16 protein-coding genes and 1 tRNA gene are annotated in these 17297 nt (G+C 68.2%); 13 read left to right on the forward strand and 4 right to left on the reverse strand.

Annotation, left to right across the window (positions count from 1 at the left end; translation table 11 throughout):
* Window positions 1-31: 31 nt before the first annotated feature.
* The 5 genes from ACM6LR_RS22300 (at window position 32) to ACM6LR_RS22320 (ending at window position 5979) form a co-directional block, all read left to right on the forward strand.
* Window positions 32-103: transfer RNA gene (locus ACM6LR_RS22300), tRNA-Val, on the forward strand.
* A gap of 893 nt (window positions 104-996) precedes the next feature.
* On the forward strand, window positions 997-2523 hold the full coding sequence (locus ACM6LR_RS22305; RefSeq protein ID WP_414940349.1) for a sugar transferase: 1527 nt from the start codon (window positions 997-999) through the stop codon (window positions 2521-2523).
* A 110-nt stretch (window positions 2524-2633) separates the two neighbouring features.
* Complete coding sequence (locus tag ACM6LR_RS22310) at window positions 2634-3248, forward strand: malonic semialdehyde reductase (protein WP_414940350.1); 615 nt, start codon at window positions 2634-2636, stop codon at window positions 3246-3248.
* Window positions 3249-3385: 137 nt separating this feature from the next.
* Window positions 3386-5446 (forward strand): threonine--tRNA ligase, encoded by a 2061-nt coding sequence (gene thrS, locus ACM6LR_RS22315; RefSeq protein ID WP_414940351.1) that lies wholly within the window; start codon window positions 3386-3388, stop codon window positions 5444-5446.
* Window positions 5443-5979, forward strand: coding sequence for an HIT family protein (locus tag ACM6LR_RS22320; protein WP_414940352.1), 537 nt, complete (start codon window positions 5443-5445; stop codon window positions 5977-5979). Before thrS ends, ACM6LR_RS22320 begins: the two co-directional genes overlap by 4 nt.
* A gap of 116 nt (window positions 5980-6095) precedes the next feature.
* Here ACM6LR_RS22320 and ACM6LR_RS22325 read toward each other — a convergent pair whose 3' ends face one another.
* Complete coding sequence (locus ACM6LR_RS22325; RefSeq protein WP_410600830.1) at window positions 6096-6638, reverse strand: YceI family protein; 543 nt, start codon at window positions 6636-6638, stop codon at window positions 6096-6098.
* Window positions 6639-6754: 116 nt separating this feature from the next.
* Here ACM6LR_RS22325 and ACM6LR_RS22330 point away from each other — a divergent pair, with 116 nt between their 5' ends.
* From ACM6LR_RS22330 to ACM6LR_RS22355, 6 genes are all read left to right on the forward strand, one after another.
* Window positions 6755-7297 (forward strand): MarR family winged helix-turn-helix transcriptional regulator, encoded by a 543-nt coding sequence (locus ACM6LR_RS22330; protein ID WP_414940353.1) that lies wholly within the window; start codon window positions 6755-6757, stop codon window positions 7295-7297.
* A 102-nt stretch (window positions 7298-7399) separates the two neighbouring features.
* Window positions 7400-8041, forward strand: coding sequence for a phosphatidylinositol phosphate synthase (gene pgsA, locus ACM6LR_RS22335; RefSeq protein WP_414940354.1), 642 nt, complete (start codon window positions 7400-7402; stop codon window positions 8039-8041).
* Window positions 8038-8955, forward strand: coding sequence for a phosphatidylinositol mannoside acyltransferase (locus tag ACM6LR_RS22340; protein ID WP_414944436.1), 918 nt, complete (start codon window positions 8038-8040; stop codon window positions 8953-8955). The genes pgsA and ACM6LR_RS22340 overlap by 4 nt, the downstream gene beginning before the upstream one ends.
* Before the next feature lie 22 nt (window positions 8956-8977).
* Window positions 8978-10123 carry a glycosyltransferase family 4 protein gene (locus ACM6LR_RS22345; protein ID WP_414940454.1) on the forward strand — a complete coding sequence of 382 codons (1146 nt, stop codon included), beginning with the start codon at window positions 8978-8980 and terminating at the stop codon, window positions 10121-10123.
* Window positions 10120-10602, forward strand: a complete 483-nt coding sequence (locus ACM6LR_RS22350) for an NUDIX hydrolase (RefSeq protein WP_414940356.1) — start codon at window positions 10120-10122, stop codon at window positions 10600-10602. Before ACM6LR_RS22345 ends, ACM6LR_RS22350 begins: the two co-directional genes overlap by 4 nt.
* Window positions 10603-10615: 13 nt before the next feature.
* The gene (locus ACM6LR_RS22355; RefSeq protein WP_414940357.1) at window positions 10616-11098 is read left to right on the forward strand and encodes an XdhC family protein; all 483 of its coding nucleotides are present in this window, start codon (window positions 10616-10618) and stop codon (window positions 11096-11098) included.
* Between the two features lie 26 nt (window positions 11099-11124).
* Here ACM6LR_RS22355 and ACM6LR_RS22360 read toward each other — a convergent pair whose 3' ends face one another.
* On the reverse strand, window positions 11125-13233 hold the full coding sequence (locus ACM6LR_RS22360; protein ID WP_414944437.1) for an elongation factor G-like protein EF-G2: 2109 nt from the start codon (window positions 13231-13233) through the stop codon (window positions 11125-11127).
* Window positions 13234-13591: 358 nt separating this feature from the next.
* Here ACM6LR_RS22360 and ACM6LR_RS22365 point away from each other — a divergent pair, with 358 nt between their 5' ends.
* A complete protein-coding gene (locus ACM6LR_RS22365) occupies window positions 13592-13897 on the forward strand; it encodes an FAD-binding oxidoreductase (protein WP_414940455.1) in 306 nt (101 codons plus the stop codon).
* A gap of 173 nt (window positions 13898-14070) precedes the next feature.
* On the forward strand, window positions 14071-14985 hold the full coding sequence (gene pdxS, locus ACM6LR_RS22370) for a pyridoxal 5'-phosphate synthase lyase subunit PdxS (protein ID WP_414940359.1): 915 nt from the start codon (window positions 14071-14073) through the stop codon (window positions 14983-14985).
* Window positions 14986-15048: 63 nt separating this feature from the next.
* Here the strand turns inward: pdxS and ACM6LR_RS22375 are convergent, their stop codons facing one another.
* Both ACM6LR_RS22375 and ACM6LR_RS22380 read right to left on the reverse strand, forming a co-directional pair.
* Window positions 15049-16209, reverse strand: a complete 1161-nt coding sequence (locus ACM6LR_RS22375; RefSeq protein ID WP_414940360.1) for an epoxide hydrolase family protein — start codon at window positions 16207-16209, stop codon at window positions 15049-15051.
* A 110-nt stretch (window positions 16210-16319) separates the two neighbouring features.
* Window positions 16320-17258, reverse strand: a complete 939-nt coding sequence (locus tag ACM6LR_RS22380) for a cyclase family protein (RefSeq protein WP_414940361.1) — start codon at window positions 17256-17258, stop codon at window positions 16320-16322.
* Between the last annotated feature and the right edge of the window lie 39 nt (window positions 17259-17297).

Genomic DNA, 17297 nt, shown 5'->3' on the forward strand with positions numbered 1-17297 from the left:
CGTGGGGTAGTGTCTGCCGGACACCGCGAGCGGGCGATTAGCTCAGCGGGAGAGCGCTTCGTTCACACCGAAGAGGTCGCTGGTTCGATCCCAGTATCGCCCACCGGATGAAGGCCCTGGACCACTCGGTCCGGGGCCTTGATTCGTTCTCGGACGGTGTCGGCGGGCAGCCGTCCGGCGGCATTCGATCCCCAGGTCGGACGCGGGTTATGTGGGGGCGGTACTTCTACCGTCGCGGGCAGGCCCGCCTGCCCGGCTGAATTCGCCCGGTACGAAAGGGATGGCCGGGATCACCGGATCGGACATCTCCACAGCGGGCCGGTCCGGCCGGTGTGGACATTCGCCGGAAATTTGGTGTCGCGCGACGAAAACGTCACATGAGAGGTCCATCGAGACAACATTGTGATCCTCGGCACGCCGTGCCCTCCTAGGAGGTCTAGACCATGGTGGAAGTGATGCGGAGCACGGAGGAGCGGCTCACTCGTCCGGCTCTGGCTGCGGGGTCGCCGTGATGCTGACGTGATGTGACGAAACGCCACTCCCGTGACCGATTGACAAGGTAGGTCGGGACGAGGTGAGCGCGCCTCTGGGGCCGTGCTGCTCCCAGGGGGTGAAATCCACAGTGGACCGGTCGGAGATCGACTTTTCCGGACCGTCCACTATGGAGTTTTCGGGGCTGTTCGGCCGTTCGGGTGCGCTGTGCTCCAAGTGGCCGGGAAGGCCGGGAATTCGTGACTACTTTGCGTAGTTGTTCGGAGGATACGATCTATTACGCATCGTCATCATCTTGTTATCAACAGGTCATTCATTTGCCGGAAGGTCGCGCAGGGCGTGGCTGGAAATCCTTGTAACGATGGCCGGAGAGTGGCCGATACCTTGTCGTGTGTCGCCCCATCGGCCGCTGCGGGACCTTGAGAATCGATCACTCTTCGAAATCACTCTCATTTACTCAGCGTGTTGATCCGGCGTTCGGGAATCCCCAATCCGGGAGGTCTGATGGAAGAGTCGGTGCGGCCGTCGTCCACCGTTAACGGGACGCCGCAGCACATCGACCTTCAGTCGATCCCGCTTCCCCCGCAAAGGGGTGCGGGCATCGCCGCGGCGGTCGACACGACGTCGGCGCGGCCGCCGTACGCGGCTTGGGAATCGCGCTACCGTGCCTGGGTCATCGGTAGTGACGTTTTCACCGCCTTCGCACTCATCGTGATGAGCGCCTTCTTGATCGATCGATCCGATCCGCACGACATGCACGCGCTCGGTACCGCGGCGGCGTTCCTGTTCGGCTTGTCGGTCTGTCGCGCCTGGAGTCCTCGCGTGCTGGGCGAAGGCGCGGAGGAGTACCGGACGCTGGGGCGAGGTCTGGTGGCCACCGCGGTCCTCGTCGCGCTGGGCGGCTTGCTCTTCGGCGCGCTCGCCGTGCAACCGTGGGTCTTCATCGTCGTCCCGATGATCTCGGTCTTCATGTTCCTGCAGCGGTACGCGCTGCGACAGGTGCTGCACCGGCGCAGACGGCTCGGTGAGTGCCTGCTGCCGGTGCTCGCGGCCGGCAGCGCCGACACGGTCGCCGATCTCATCGCCCGCACCAAGGCCGACCCGCACGTCGGCTGGCGGGTGGAAGCGGTCTGCACGTACTCCGGCGCCGGCGCGGAGCGGGGGAGCGGTGAGGTGGAAGGCGTTCCGGTCGTCGGGAAGCTCGACGACCTCGCGGGCCATGTCCGCCGTGGCGGCTACCGCGTGGTCGCCGTGACCGCGGACCAGCACTGGAACCCGAAACGCCTGCAGCGCCTCGCCTGGGACCTCGAAGGCACCTCCGCCGAGATGGTGGTCGCCCCGATGCTGATGGAGGTGGCCGGTCCCCGGCTGAACGTCTCCGGCGTGCTCGGCATGCCACTGCTGCGGGTCAGCGCGCCGATGTTCACCGGTGGCCGCCGTCTGGTCAAGGAAGTGCTCGACAGGTTCGGCTCCGCCCTGATCCTCACCCTCGTTTCCCCGCTGTTGCTGGCGATCGCGGTCGCGATCAAGCTCGACGACCGCGGTCCGGTGATCTACCGGCAGCGCCGTGTCGGCCGCGACGGCCACACGTTCACGATGCTGAAGTTCCGCACCATGGTCACCAACGCCGACAAGCTCAAGCAGGAACTCCAGGCGGACAACGAAGGCGCGGGACCACTGTTCAAAATGCGGGAGGATCCGCGGATCACGCGGGTCGGCGGCATGCTTCGCCGGTACTCGCTCGACGAACTGCCACAGTTGCTCAACGTCGTGAGCGGGCGTATGTCCCTCGTCGGCCCTCGTCCGCCGTTGCCGGAGGAGACCGCGAAATACGCCCCCGACGCGCGCCGTCGCCTGCTGGTGAAGCCGGGCCTGACCGGGCTCTGGCAGGTCAGCGGTCGAAGCGACCTCAGCTGGGCCGAGAGCATCCGTCTCGACCTGCGCTATGTCGAGGACTGGTCGCTCGCCCTGGACCTGGTGATCCTCTGGAAGACCTTCCGGGCCGTGGTGCAGGGGCGAGGGGCCTACTGACCTCCCGATAGTGATCGACCGCACACATCCGGATAGTTGAACGAGAAATAGTTCAACGCTCAACCAGGTTGAGCCGAGTAACTGGAAGCGTACGGAAGGAAGATCCACCCATGACCACCAGCGTTGAGTCGGCCGTAACCCTGAACCTCCCACAGGACGTGCAGGACCTGCTGTTCCGCGAGGCCCGCACCGCGAACAACTTCAGTGCCGAGCCGGTGACCGACGAGCAGCTCCGCGCGATCTACGAACTGGTCAAGTGGGCCCCGACGTCGATGAACAACCAGCCGCTGCGCGCGCTGGTGATCCGGACCGAAGACGGCAAGAAGCGCCTCTCCCCGTTGCTGTCCGAGGGCAACCGCGCGAAGACCGAGGCCGCGCCCGTGACCGTCGTGCTGGCCGCCGACACCGAGTTCCACGAGCATCTGCCGCGGACGTTCCCGCACTTCCCCGGCGCCAAGGACCTGTTCGCCGACGAGGCGGGTCGCACCGAGGTCGCCAAGCTCAACGCGCTGCTGCAGGTCGGCTACTTCATCATCGGCGTCCGCGCCGCCGGGCTGGCCGCCGGTCCGATGACCGGCTTCGACCGCGAAGGCGTCGACAAGGAGTTCTTCGCGGACAAGTCGTGGAAGTCCCTCGTCGTGATCAACGTCGGCAAGCCGGGTGACAACCCCTGGTTCGACCGCCTGCCGCGGCTGGACTTCGACGAGGTCGTCGAGACCATCTGACCCGTCGCTCGAAACGCGTTGGCCTCCTTCCAATGAGAAGGAGGCCAACGCGTGGTTAGGGGTAATGCGCGTGAGTCGCGCCGCACGTGACGACTAACATCACGGGAACCATCCGCTTTCACCGCGAGGAGTCCATCGTGTCCCAGCCGTCGTCAGTAGCAGCCGCAACCGCCTCGCGCGTGGTGGTACCGGCGGGCACTACGGCGGGCGCCGCGGTCCGAGAGGCAGGTCTGCCGACCAAGGGGCCGGACACGATCGTCGTCGTGCGCGACGCCGAGGGCAACCTCCGCGACCTGGCCTGGGCCCCGGAGTCCGAGGTCGAGGTCGAGGCCGTCGCCGCCAACACCGAAGACGGCCGCAGCGTCATCCGTCACTCGGCCGCCCATGTGCTCGCCCAGGCCGTGCAGCAGCAGTTCCCGCAGGCCAAGCTCGGCATCGGGCCGCCGGTCAAGGACGGCTTCTACTACGACTTCGCCGTCGACACCCCGTTCACCCCGGAAGACCTGCAGGCGCTGGAAAAGCGCATGAAGCAGATCGTGAAGGGTTCGCAGCAGTTCTCCCGCCGCGTCTTCGACTCGGTCGACGAGGCCAAGAAGGAACTGGCCGACGAGCCGTTCAAGCTCGAACTCGTCGACATCAAGTCCGATGTGGACACTTCCGAGATCATGGAGGTCGGCGGCGGCGAGCTGACCATCTACGACAACCTCGACCCGCGCACCAAGGAGCGCGTGTGGAGCGACCTCTGCCGCGGACCGCACGTGCCGACCACCAAGTTCATCCCGGCGTTCAAGCTCACCCGCGTCGCCGCGGCGTACTGGCGCGGCGACGACAAGAACCCGCAGTTGCAGCGGATCTACGGCACCGCATGGGAATCCGCCGAGGCGCAGGACGTCTACCTGGAGCGCCTCGCCGAGGCCGAGCGCCGCGACCACCGCAAGCTGGGCGTCGAGCTGGACCTGTTCTCCTTCCCCGACGAGATCGGCTCGGGGCTGCCCGTGTTCCACCCCAAGGGCGGGATCATCCGGCAGGAGATGGAGAACTACTCGCGCCGGCGGCATGTCGAGGCCGGGTACGACTTCGTCTACTCCCCGCATATCACCAAGGGCGCGCTCTTCGAGACCTCCGGCCACCTCGACTGGTACCGCGACGGCATGTACCCGGCGATGCACCTCGACGCCGAGCACAACGAGGACGGTTCGGTCCGCAAGCCGGGCCAGGACTACTACCTCAAGCCGATGAACTGCCCGTTCCACGACCTGATCTTCCGCTCACGCGGGCGTTCCTACCGGGAACTGCCACTGCGGATGTTCGAGTTCGGCTCGGTGTACCGCTACGAGAAGTCCGGTGTCATCCACGGACTCACCCGCGTCCGGGGCATGACGCAGGACGACGCACACATCTTCTGCACCCTGGAGCAGGTCCCCGGTGAGCTGAAGTCCCTTTTGGACTTCGTGTTGAACCTGTTGCGCGACTACGGTCTCGACGACTTCTACCTCGAACTGTCCACTCGGAACGAAGAGAAGTACATCGGATCCGAAGAGGTGTGGGCCGAGGCGACCGAGGTGCTGCGCACCGCCGCCGTGGACTCCGGGCTCGAACTGGTGCCGGACCCGGGCGGCGCGGCGTTCTACGGGCCGAAGATCTCCGTGCAGGCCAAGGACGCGCTGGGTCGCACGTGGCAGATGTCGACCATCCAGCTGGACTTCATGCTGCCCGAGAAGTTCGAGCTGGAGTACACCGCTGGCGACGGCAGCCGTCAGCGTCCGGTGATGATCCACCGCGCGCTGTTCGGGTCGATCGAGCGGTTCTTCGGTGTGCTGACCGAGCACTACGCGGGCGCGTTCCCGGCGTGGCTGTCGCCGGTCCAGGTGGTCGGCATCCCGATCACCGAGGACCAGGTCGAGCACCTGCGCGGGGTCGAGAAGGCGCTGCGGGCCAAGGGGATCCGGGTCAACGTCGACGCGAGTGACGACCGGATGCAGAAGAAGATCCGCACCCACACCACGCAGAAGGTACCCTTCATGCTCCTGGCTGGCGCGAAGGACGTCGAGGCGGGCGCGGTGTCGTTCCGGTTCCGTGACGGCGGCCAGATCAACGGCATCCCGGTGGCCGACGCGGTCGAGGCGATCACCGGTTGGGTCCAGCGTCGCGAGAACTCCTCGCCGACGGTGGCGGGCTTGGAGACGGTCCTCCGGTGACGGGCCCCGATGGCCCTGAAGTCGTCGGACAGGACGGAGTAGGGGTCCCGGACGCGCTGCAGCGCCTGTGGACCCCGCACCGCCTCGCCTACGTGCAGGGCTCGAAGAAACCCGACGAAGGCTGTCCGTTCTGTCGCCTCCCCGAGAAGAGCGACGAGGACGCGCTGATCCTCGCGCGCGGGAAGAACGTGTACGCGGTACTGAACCTGTACCCGTACAACCCCGGTCACCTGATGGCCGTGCCGTACCGCCATGTCGCGGATTACCCGGACCTGACGCCGGAGGAGACCGTCGAGGTCGCCGAGTTCACCCAGCACGCGATGCGGGTGATCCGGGAGGTTTCGTCGGCGCACGGGTTCAACATCGGGATGAACCAGGGTGTGATCGCCGGCGCGGGGATCGCCGCGCACCTGCACCAGCACGTGGTGCCGAGGTGGGGCGGCGACGCGAACTTCATGCCGGTGATCGGGCATACGAAGGTCTTGCCGCAGCTGCTGGGGGAGACGCGGCAGCTGCTGGCGGATGCCTGGTAGGTGCCTGGCGCAAGTAGTCCTCTAGTTGCGGTCCTTGCACACGCAACTACCGCAACTAGAGGACTACTTGCGCCAGGCACTCACGGCCCAACCGGCCCACCCGGCCGAAGCGTGACTCAGGCGTTGAGCGCGGCCTGCAGCTCGATGTCGATCTTGACCTTCTCGGACAGGAAGGCGTTGCCCTCGGGGCCGATGCCGAAGTCGCGGCGGTTCACGGTGGCGGTGGCCGAGACGCCGAGTGTGGTGGCGTTGTCGTTGGCCGGGTTGGTGCCGATGCCGTTGAACTCGGCTTCGAGCGAGACCGGGACGCTCTTGCCGCGCCAGGTGAGTTCGCCGTCGATGACGTAGTCGCCGCCGTCCTCGCGGATGCCGGTCGAGCGGAAGGTGATGACCGGGTGCTCGTCGACGTGGAAGAAGTCCTCGGACTTGAGGTGCGTGTCACGCCCGTCGACACCGCTGGCGACCGACGAGGCGTCGATCTCGACGGTGACGGTGGAGTCGAGGATGTTGTCGGCGGTGACGACCTCGCCGGTGAAGGCGGTGAAGTTGCCGCGGGACTTCGCCAGGCCGAGGTGCTTCACGGTGTAGGCGATGTCGGAGTGGGCGGTGTCGACGGTCCACTTGCCTGCGACGTAGCCCGGGATTTCGGTGGTGGTCATTAAGTCGATCTCCAAAGTCTGTGATCTGTCTGTGGTGAACCCTCGGCTGGTTGAGCGCTCAACCACGACTGTAGCGCAGTTTGGTTGAGCGCTCAACCAGGGGTAGAATGAGTGACATGTCCGAACCCCGATGGCTCTCCGACGAGGAGCAAAGAACCTGGCGCGACTTCTCCGCGGCCACGCGGATGCTGCAAGCGCATTTGGAGGGCCAGCTCCAGCACGAGGCGGGCATGCCCCACACCTACTACGAAGTACTCGTCGCCCTGTCCGAGGCGCCGGGCCGTCGGCTGCGGATGAGCGAACTCGCCGACGCGCGCAAGGCGTCACGAAGCAGGCTTTCGCACGCGGTCGCGCGGCTCGAGGCGAACGGCTGGGTGCGCCGTGAGTCCTGCCCCGCCGACAAGCGTGGTTCCTGGGCTGTGCTCACCGCCGAAGGCTTCGCCGCGCTGGAGAAGGCCGCGCCCGGGCACGTCGAGGCCGTCCGCGAGAGCCTCTTCGACCCGCTGACCCCCGAACAGGTGAAAGCGCTCGGGGAGATCAGCGCCGCCGTGCTGGGGCGGCTGTCGCCGAAATGTGCCGCCGCGGAGGCGGAACTCGCGCTGCGGGAAGACGCTCTCGCCGACCTGGAGGACCCGGCCGAACTGGCCAAAGCGGACTGAGGGAAAGCCGGTCCAGGGGCAGGCGCGACGACGGGCGTCGGTGCGGGTGGATAGGCTTCGGGCACCATCCGACCCTGCTGCTTAGGTGCACCTGAAGAACCGATGCTCAACATTTTCGCGCGCGCCTCCGTTTCCCGCGTCACCGACCCGTTGGGGAAGGTGCTCGTGCGCGCCGGTCTGACCCCGAACGCGATGACCGTCATCGGCACGGCCGGGGCGGTGCTCTGCGCGCTCGCGTTCTTCCCCAACGACATGCTGCTGTGGGGCACCTTCACCGTCTGGGGCTTCGCGATGCTGGACCTGCTCGACGGCGCGATGGCCCGCGCCCGCGGGTACGGCACGGCGTTCGGGGCCGTCCTCGACGCGACCTGCGACAGACTGGTCGACGGCGCGTTGTTCGCCGCGATCGCGTGGTGGTGCTTCGTCCACGACGACAACCGGCCCGCCGCGGCCGCCGCGCTGATCTGCCTGGTGCTCGCGCAGGTCATCTCGTACGTCAAGGCCCGCGCCGAGGCCTCCGGGCTGGAGGCGGACGGCGGGCTCGTCGAACGCGCGGAGCGGCTGATCATCGCCCTCGTGGGAACCGGGCTGCACGGTCTGGGCGTTCCGTACACCGTGGACATCACGCTCTGGCTGCTCGCGGTGCTTTCGGTGATCACCCTGCTGCAGCGGACGGCCGCGGTGGCCAAGGCGGCGAGGGCCGCGAAGGCGGCCGGGCCACCCGTCACGGAAGGCGGGTCATGAGCGGGTACTCCCAGCGGCTCGGCGACTTCGGCTACGCGGCGGGCTGGCGGCTCGCGCGCTGGCTGCCGGAGCAGATCGGCGCGGTGACCTTCGGCCTCGGCGCCGACCTCGCCGTCCGGCGGGACGGCGGTGCGGTGCGCCAGCTCCGGAGCAATCTCGCCAGGGTCGTGCCGCAGGCGGACGATGCCGAACTCGACGAACTGACCAGCCGCGCGATGCGGTCCTACGCTCGGTACTGGCACGAAATGTTCCGGCTGCCTTCGATGGATCACAAGGAGGTCAGCCGCAAGGTCTCCCAGTCGATCACCGGGGTCGAGAACCTCGACGCCGCTCTCGCCGAGGGCAACGGCGCGGTGATGGCGTTGCCGCACAGCGGAAACTGGGACGCGGCGGGCGTCTGGCTGGCGGACTACCTCGGCGGCTTCACCACGGTCGCGGAGCGGCTGAAACCCGAATCGCTGTACCAGCGGTTCGTGTCTTATCGGGAATCCCTCGGATTCGAGATCGTGCCACTGACCGGTGACAGCTCCGCGATGCGCGTGCTGCTCAAGCGGCTGCGGGAGAACAAGGCGATCTGCCTGGTGGGGGACAGGGACCTGACGACTTCCGGGGTGCCGGTCAAGTTCTTCGGCGAGCAGACCCGGATGCCCGGCGGCCCGGCCCGGCTGGCCGCCACCACCGGTGCGGCGCTGATCCCGGCGGGCTGCTGGTTCACCGAGGACGGCTGGCAGATCCGGCTGCACCCGCGGATCCGGGTCACGAACCGGTCCGAGGTCCCGGCGGCCACCCAGGCGCTGGCGGACATCTTCGCCGGTGACATCGCCGCGCATCCGGCGGACTGGCACATGATGCAGAAGTTCTGGCTCTCCGATTTCGAAGCCGGGGAACAGGCCAACCTCGGCGAAGCGAGTTGAGCCGATGGCTCAGACGCGGGGCATGAAGATCGGGATCGTCTGCCCGTACTCGTTCGACGTGCCGGGCGGGGTGCAGGGACACGTCATCGCTCTCGCGAAGGCACTTCTCGCGCGCGGGCACGAGGTCTCGGTGCTCGCGCCCGCGGACGAGGACTCCGACGTCCCGGACTTCGTCGTCCCCGCCGGGAAGGCGCTCGGCATCCCGTACAACGGCTCGGTCGCACGGCTGCAGTTCGGCCCGGTGTCCTACGCACGGGTGCGGCGGTGGATCCGTGATGGCGAGTTCGACGTCCTGCACCTGCACGAACCCGCCGCGCCGAGTCTTTCCCTGCTGGCGTTGAAGGTCGCGGACGGCCCGATCGTGGCGACCTTCCACACCGCGACGACGCGTTCGCGCACGCTGGCGGCGTTCCAGCCGGTGCTGCGGCCGCTGCTGGAGAAGATCACCGCGCGGATCGCGGTGTCGGCGCTGGCCCGCCGGGTCCAGGTCGAGCACGCCGGCGGTGACGCGGTCGAGGTGCCCAACGGCGTCGACGTCGACTTCTTCTCGCGCGCGCTCCCGCTGGACGGCTATCCGCGAGCGGGCGGCACGGTGGGCTTCGTCGGGCGGTACCTCGAGCCCCGCAAGGGGATGAGCGTGCTGCTGGAGGCGCTGCGGATCCTGCTGCCGGACTTCGAGGACCTGCGGCTGCTGATCGTCGGCGGGGGTGACGCGGACCAGCTCCGGCGTGAGGCGGGCCCGGACCTGGCACCGCACATCGATCTGCTGGGCCAGGTCGACGACGAGACGAAGGCACGCGCCCTGCGCAGCGCCGACGTGTACTGCGCGCCCAACACGGGCGGGGAGAGTTTCGGGATGATCCTCACCGAGGCGATGGCGGCGGGCACCCCGGTGCTGGCGAGCGGACTGGATTCGTTCCGCCGGGTCCTCGACGACGGCAGGGCCGGGATGCTGACCGAAACCGGTGACCCGGTGGCGTTGGCCGACGGGTTGCGTGAGCTGCTCGGTGACCCGGCGCGGCGGGCGTCGCTGGCGGCGGCCGCGGGCGAGCGGGTCGCGATGTTCGACTGGTCCGTCATCACCACGCAGGTCCTGCGGGTTTACGAGGCGGCGATCGCCGCCGATCCCCGGCGGGTCGGCGCGGGCGAACGCGAGTTCAGCCGATGACGGCCTGGGTGTGGCTCGGCGGCCTGCTGGCCGCGATCGTGGTGCTGGGCGGGCTGTTCCTGCTCGCGACGGCGAACCGGCTGGACCGGCTGCACGTCCGCACGGACGCGGGCTGGGCGGCTCTCGACGCCGCCCTCGCGCGCCGCGCCGTCGTCGCCAGGGCGGCCGCGGTGATCCTGGCGGACGAAGAACTGCGCGCGCTGGCCGAACGGGCCGAGCACGCCCGGCGCCCGGATCGCGAAGCCGAGGAGAGCGAACTGACGCTGCGGCTGGCGCGCGTCGACCGGACGACCTTGCCACCACCGATGGCCGAGGAACTGACCGACGCCGAGCACCGCGTCGTCATCGCGCGGCGGGTGCACAACGACGCCGTCCGTGACACGCTGCATCTGCGCCGCCGCCGGAAGGTCCGCTACTTCGGCCTCGCCGGTACCGCCCGGCTCCCGGAGTACTTCGAGATCGCCGAGCCCGAGCTGTAGGAGGAACGAATCCATGAGTGAGCGGAAGCTGGTGGCCGTCTTCGCGACGCCGGTCGCGTCGTTTCTTCTGCGCTACGGCAAGGATCTCGGGTACACGACGGTGTTGTTCGAGCCGGACGGCGCGCGGGCGACCGACGTCGGGTACGGCATCGAGGCCGTCTCGACCGTGCCGGAACTCGGCGCGGGCGCCGACGTGGTCGTCACCGATCACGACCGGCCAGAACTCGGCGAGGCGCTCAGGGCCGTGCTGGACCGCCCGGCCCGGTGGGTCGGCGTGCTGGGCAACCCGCGCCACGCCGGCCCGCATGTGGTCGCGCTCAAGGCACTGGACGTTCCGGACGCCGAGATCGCGCGGGTGCATCGCCCGGTCGGGCTGAACATCGGCTCGCGTACGCCGCCGGAGATCGCCGTCGCGATCCTGGCCGGGCTGCTGGCCGACCGGAACGGGCGTCCAGGCGGTTTCGAATTCAGCAGTCAGGCGCAGCCTGTCCGTTGAGGGTGGCGGCGGGGCGGGGTCTGGGTTTAGAGGGCCATCGCTCCTTCCGGCATCGGCTCGAACCGGGCGTGCTTGCGAGTGAACGTCGCCGTGCCCGAGGTCAGCGAACGCAGGTCGATCGCGTAGCGCAATAGTTCCGCGGCGGGCACTTCGGCGCGGATCACCGTGCGGCCGCCCTCACCCGATTCGGTGCCCAGAACGCGGCCACGCCGGGACGAGAGATCACCCAGCACAGTGCCCAGGTGCTCGTCCGGAAGCCGCACCGCCACCTCATCGAGTGGTTCGAGCAACGCGATCTTCCCGGCAGCGGCCGCCTCCCTCAGCGCCAGCGCGCCCGCCGTCTGGAACGCGGCGTCCGACGAGTCGACACTGTGCGCCTTGCCGTCGACGAGGGACACCCGGATGTCGATCAGCGGATGGCCGTCGACCAGCCCTCGCTGCGCTTGGGCCCGGACTCCCTTTTCGACACTCGGGATGAACTGGTGCGGCACCGAACCGCCGACGACCTTGTCCACGAACTCGAACCCCGAACCCCGCGGCAGCGGCTGGACCTCGATGTCGCAAACGGCGAACTGGCCGTGACCACCGGACTGCTTGACGTGCCTCCCGTGGCCACGACCCGGCCCGGCGAAGGTCGAACGCAGACTGATGCGGACGGGTTCGGTGTCCACGTCGGCGCCTCCCGCGCGCAGCCGCGACAGCACGACGTCGGCGTGCGCCTCGCCCATGCACCACAGCACGAGCTGGTTGGTCTCGGCGTTGCGGTCCAGCCGCAGTGTCGGGTCGCCCGCGACGAGCCGGGAAAGGTTGCGCGCCAGCGTGTCCTCGTCGCTGCGTGTCTTCGCGATGACGGCGACCGGCAGCAGCGGTTCCGGCATCGTCCACGGTTTCATGATCAGCGGGTCTTCGGGCGAGGAGACGGTGTCACCCGTTTCCGCCGAGGCGACCTTGGTGAGCGCGCAGAGGTCGCCCGCCACGCAGTACGGGACCTCGCGCAGGTTCACGCCGAGCGGCGAGTACAGATGCGCGACCCGCTCGTCGGCGTCGTGATCCTCGTGCCCGCGTTCGGCGAGGCCGTGGCCCGAGACGTGTACCGGGCGTTCCGGGCGAAGCGTCCCGGAGAACACCCGCACCAGCGACACCCGGCCGACGTAGGAATCGACCGCTGTCCGGACGACCTCGGCGGCGAGAGGGCCGTCGGGATCGGCGCGGAGACCCGCGTGCGGTTCGCCGGTGGGCGAAGTGACCTCCGGCGGGACGTGCTCCAGCGGCGATGGGAACGCGCGCACGATCCCGTCGAGGACTTCGGCGAGCCCGACGCCGGTCGTCGCGCACACCGGGATCACCGGATGGAAGGACCCGCGGGCGACGGCGGTCTCGAGATCGGCGATCAGGGTGTCCTCGGGAATCTCCTCACCGGCGAGGTACCGGTCCATCAGGGACTCGTCCTCGCTCTCGGCGATGACCCCTTCGATCAGTTCGTTGCGTGCTTCGGTCATCCGGGCGAGTTCGTTCCCGTCCGGCTCGCCGACCGTGGGAGGGAAGCCCGCCGAATAGTCGAAGTAGCGGCGCGTGATGAGCCCGACGAGCCCGTCGCGAGCGGGCAGGTACAGCGGCAGGACGCCGGCACCGAAGGCCGCCTGGCAGGCCGCGATCTCGCCTTCGGGGTCGGCGCGGTGGTGGTCGAGCCGGGAGACGACGACCGCCCTCGGCATCCCGACCGCCGCGCACTCGTCCCAGACCGCGATCGTGGCCGCGTCGACGCCCTCCGCCGCGCAGACCACGAACAGCGCCGCGTCCGCGGCACGGAGCCCGGCCCGCAGTTCGCCGACGAAATCGGCGTATCCGGGGGTGTCGATGAGGTTGATCTTGTGGCCCTGGTGCAGCACCGGCGCGACCGAGAGGCCGACCGACCGCTGCTGCCGGACCGCGGCGGGGTCGTGGTCGCACACCGTGGTGCCCTCCACGACGGAGCCCGCCCGCGTCACCGTGCCGGACGCGGCGAGCAGTGCCTCGGCGAGCGTCGTCTTGCCGGAGCCGGACGGGCCGACCAGGACGACGTTGCGCACTTTCGCCGGGTCGGCCACAGCGACGGCGGCCCCGGAGTCTCCGTTCTTGCTCTGTTTGTCGGCCATGCCGGTCTCCTCACCACACGACGCCGCGAACAGGTGTGTCCTCGATCACACACCCGTGACGGCCGTCGCGGCAAGGCGACCGGCGAGGGACCCCCCGAATGTCGACCCGCCGTTATGCTCGATGGCGGACACCCGGAGGTGACTCCGACGGTGGGGGATGAGCGATGGAGCTCGGCAGGCGGACGATTCTGCGACTGGCAGGCGCGGTTCCGGCGCTGGCCGCGGTACCGGTGGCGTTCCCGAGGGTGGTGGCCCGTGGGAGCGACTGCGTGCCCACCTGGCGGGTGAACTGTTCCGGCCCGGTGACCCCGGTTACGACGAAGCGCGGCTCGGGTTTTTCAGCCTTCACGACCATCGAATGCCTGACGGTGTCGCAGTATGTGCGAACGAGGACGACGTCCGGCGGCGCGTCGATTTCGCGGCAAGGCACCGGATCCCGATCGTGGCTCGGTCGGGTGGGCACAGCTGCGCCGGGTACTCCATTGTGGACAAAGGGCTCGTCGTCGATCTTTCCCGGCTGAACGCGGTCGAGATCCGGCCGGGCGGCGGTCGGGGCGGGCGCGGTGCTGGGCCAGGTGTACGAGGCCCTGGCGGCGGGCTGTGCGCTGCCCGCCGGCAGCTGTCCGGGGGTCGGCCTGGCGCGCTAGCCCCCCTTCGCAATTAGTCCTCTGGTTGCGGTAGTTGCGCGTGCAACTACCGCAACCAGAGGACTAATTGCGGGCGAGATCACTCAGTGGACTGCTGAAATCGCTGCGAACTGGCCTGCTTGAGAGGTCCAAAAGCGGCCTACCCTCGGAAGCGTCACCCCACCTCGTGCGCTTTCCGAAAGGTCCAGCAGTGTCTGACGACTCCACGAACACGGCCACCACCTCGCTCACCGGCACCGCCAGGGTCAAGCGCGGGATGGCGGAGATGCTCAAGGGCGGTGTGATCATGGACGTGGTCACCGCCGAGCAGGCGAAGATCGCCGAAGACGCCGGTGCCGTCGCGGTGATGGCGCTCGAGCGGGTCCCCGCGGACATCCGCGCGCAAGGCGGCGTCGCCAGGATGAGCGACCCGGATCTGATCGACGGCATCATCGAGGCCGTCTCGATCCCGGTCATGGCGAAGGCCCGCATCGGCCACTTCGTCGAGGCTCAGCTGTTGCAGTCGCTCGGCGTCGACTACATCGACGAGTCCGAGGTGCTGACCCCGGCCGACTACGAGAACCACATCGACAAGTGGGCCTTCACCGTGCCCTTCGTCTGTGGTGCGACCAATCTCGGTGAGGCGCTGCGCCGGATCAACGAAGGCGCGGCGATGATCCGCTCCAAGGGCGAAGCCGGCACAGGCGACGTCTCGAACGCGACCACGCACATGCGCAAGATCCGCGCGGAGCTGCGTCGCCTCTCCTCGCTGCCCGCAGACGAGCTTTACGTTGCGGCGAAGGAACTTCAGGCGCCATATGACCTCGTCAAGGAGGTCGCGGAGAAGGGCAAGCTCCCCGTCGTGCTGTTCACCGCGGGCGGCCTCGCGACCCCGGCCGACGCCGCGATGATGATGCAGCTCGGCGCCGAAGGCGTGTTCGTCGGCTCCGGCATCTTCAAGTCCGGCAACCCGGCGCAGCGCGCCGAGGCGATCGTCAAGGCCACCACGTTCTACGACGACCCGGACGTCATCGCGAAGGTTTCGCGCGGCCTCGGCGAGGCGATGGTCGGCATCAACGTCGACGACGTTCCTGAGCCTCACCGCCTTTCCGAGCGCGGCTGGTAAAGCCGGCTCCGTTGCTCGAGAGGCCCCGTGGATGTGTGTCCGCGGGGCCTCTCTTGTGTGCTGTCAAGCCTTCTTCAGTGCTCGGGCGAAGATCCGTACGTCGTCGATGAAGAGGTCCGGCTCTTCCATCGCTGGGTAGTGCCCGCCGCGGTCGTACTCGGTCCAGTGGATGATCGACGGGAAGTCGCGTTCGGCGAAGCGGCGGATGGCCACGAAGGCGGCGTGGGGGAACACCGCCACTCCGAGCGGGACGGGCAGCGGCGGGAAACGGCCGACCTGCGCGTTGATCGGAAGCTGCTCGACGCTTTCGTAGTACGTCTGGGCCGACGAGCCCGCGGTCGCCGTCAGCCAGTAGATCGTGACGATGGTCAGCAACAGGTCCTTGTCGACCGCGTCCTCGGGCGCTTCCGCCGAATCGGTCCAGTCCTTGAACTTCTCGGCGATGTAGGCGAGCTGCCCGACCGGCGAGTCGGTCAGGGCGTAGGAGACGGTGTTCGGCCGCGTCGAGTGGAGCTTCATCGTTCCCGACAGGTCGTCGTAGAAACGTTGAGACTGTGCCAGGCGGGCCTGGTCGCGTTCGTTCAGGCCGTCGAGTTCCCCCGGCTCCCCGCTGGGGGTGGTGGGGAGCATGTTGACGTGGACTCCGGCGACGTGCTCGGCGTCCATCATGCCGGTCATGAGTGAGATCGGGACGCCGAAGTCGCCGCCTTGCGTGACGTACCGCTCGTACCCGAGCCGTCGCATCAGCTCGACCCACGCACCCGCGATCCGGGGGAGGCCCCAGCCCGCGCCCGGTGTCGAGCCGGAGAACCCGTAGCCGGGAATGGACGGGATGACCAGGTGGAAGGCGTCGGCGGGGTCGCCGCCGTTGGCCCGCGGATCGGTCAGTGGCTCGATGACGTCGAGGAACTCGGCGACGGAGCCGGGCCAGCCGTGGGTGACGAGCAGCGGTGTCGCGTCGGGCTCGGGCGATCGCACGTGCAGGAAGTGCACGTTCGCTCCGTCGATCTCGGTGATGTACTGCGGGAATCGGTTCAGCCGCGCTTCCGCGGCGCGCCAGTCGTACGAGGTGCGCCAGTATTCGGCCAGCTCCTTGAGGTAGGCCGTCGGCACACCCCGGGTCCAGCCTTCACCTGGCAGGTTCTCCGGCCAGCGTGTGGTGCTGATCCGGCGGTTCAGGTCGTCCAGGTCCGCCTGTGGGATTTCGACGCGGAAAGGCTTCATATCGGCTCCATGTCGCTGAATGCCCTGAAGAGAAACGGAGGTCGCGGTTTATTCATCTTCTCATCGAGGTGGCTGGGGATGCATATCAAGAAATGCCTGGATTCGCCGTCCTATTTTATGACGATCGGGTTGATCGGCGACCCTATGGCGTGCGTGATCTTGAGGGGCGGAGCCGCGAAGAAGAAATCCCAGACCCCATCGCGGTGACAGTCTTCGGCGAGCTCCTCGAAATCAAGGATTTCCCCCAGAGACATACCCATGTCGCGGATCAGGATCATGTGCACGGCGAGGAACACGTCCGGTGACTCTCCCGGCAGCACCTCTATCGCCCAGTTGTCCGAACCGACGGCCGCCACCTCACGCTCGTGCAGCCAGGCGCAGCACGCTTGCCCGAGACCGGGTTCGCCCGCCATGAACGCCGCCGGATCGCCCTCGCTGAGGAACTTCTGGCGCCAGCCGGTACGGACCAGGAGGATGTCGCCAGTGCCGACTTCGACGCCGCCCTGTCTCTCGCACGCCTCGTCGAGGTCTTCCGGCTCGATGACGGTTCCCGCTTCCAGCCAGTCGACGCCTTTGAGCGCGGCGATGTCGAGGAGTACGCCGCGTCCGGCGATCCCTTTGGCCTGCTTCTCGATGGAGCAGTGCTCAGCGCCCTTCGTGGTGATGCCGTCGGCGGGAAAGCCGTTGTACAGCAGGCCGTCGTAGTGAACGTGGGCCAGGGCGTCCCACTGTGAGGCGCATTGCAGTGGCATGAGGACGTAGTCGTCCGCGAACTTGAAGCCACCGGGGAAGTCCTGTCCGGCGCCGGTCTCCGTCATCATGTGCAGGGGGTTGCTCCGGAAGGCGCCGTCCTGCGGGCCGCTCTTGTCGAACGGGATGCCGAGGTCGAAGATCGCTCCCCGGCGGATGAGGCGTCCGGCGGCCACCAGCCGCTCCGGGGTGATGAAGTTGATGGTGCCCCGTTCGTCTTCGGGGCCCCAGCGCCCCCAGTTCCGGAGCCGCTCACCAACGACCCGGAAGTCTTCGAGTCGTGTGTGCTGTCGCGTCATTGCCGCCTCCGGCTGGGATTCAGGTACTGGTCGGTTTCC

Origin of the sequence: Amycolatopsis sp. cmx-11-32, from assembly GCF_047608695.1 — a bacterium.
In the GTDB taxonomy this organism is placed as follows: domain Bacteria; phylum Actinomycetota; class Actinomycetes; order Mycobacteriales; family Pseudonocardiaceae; genus Amycolatopsis.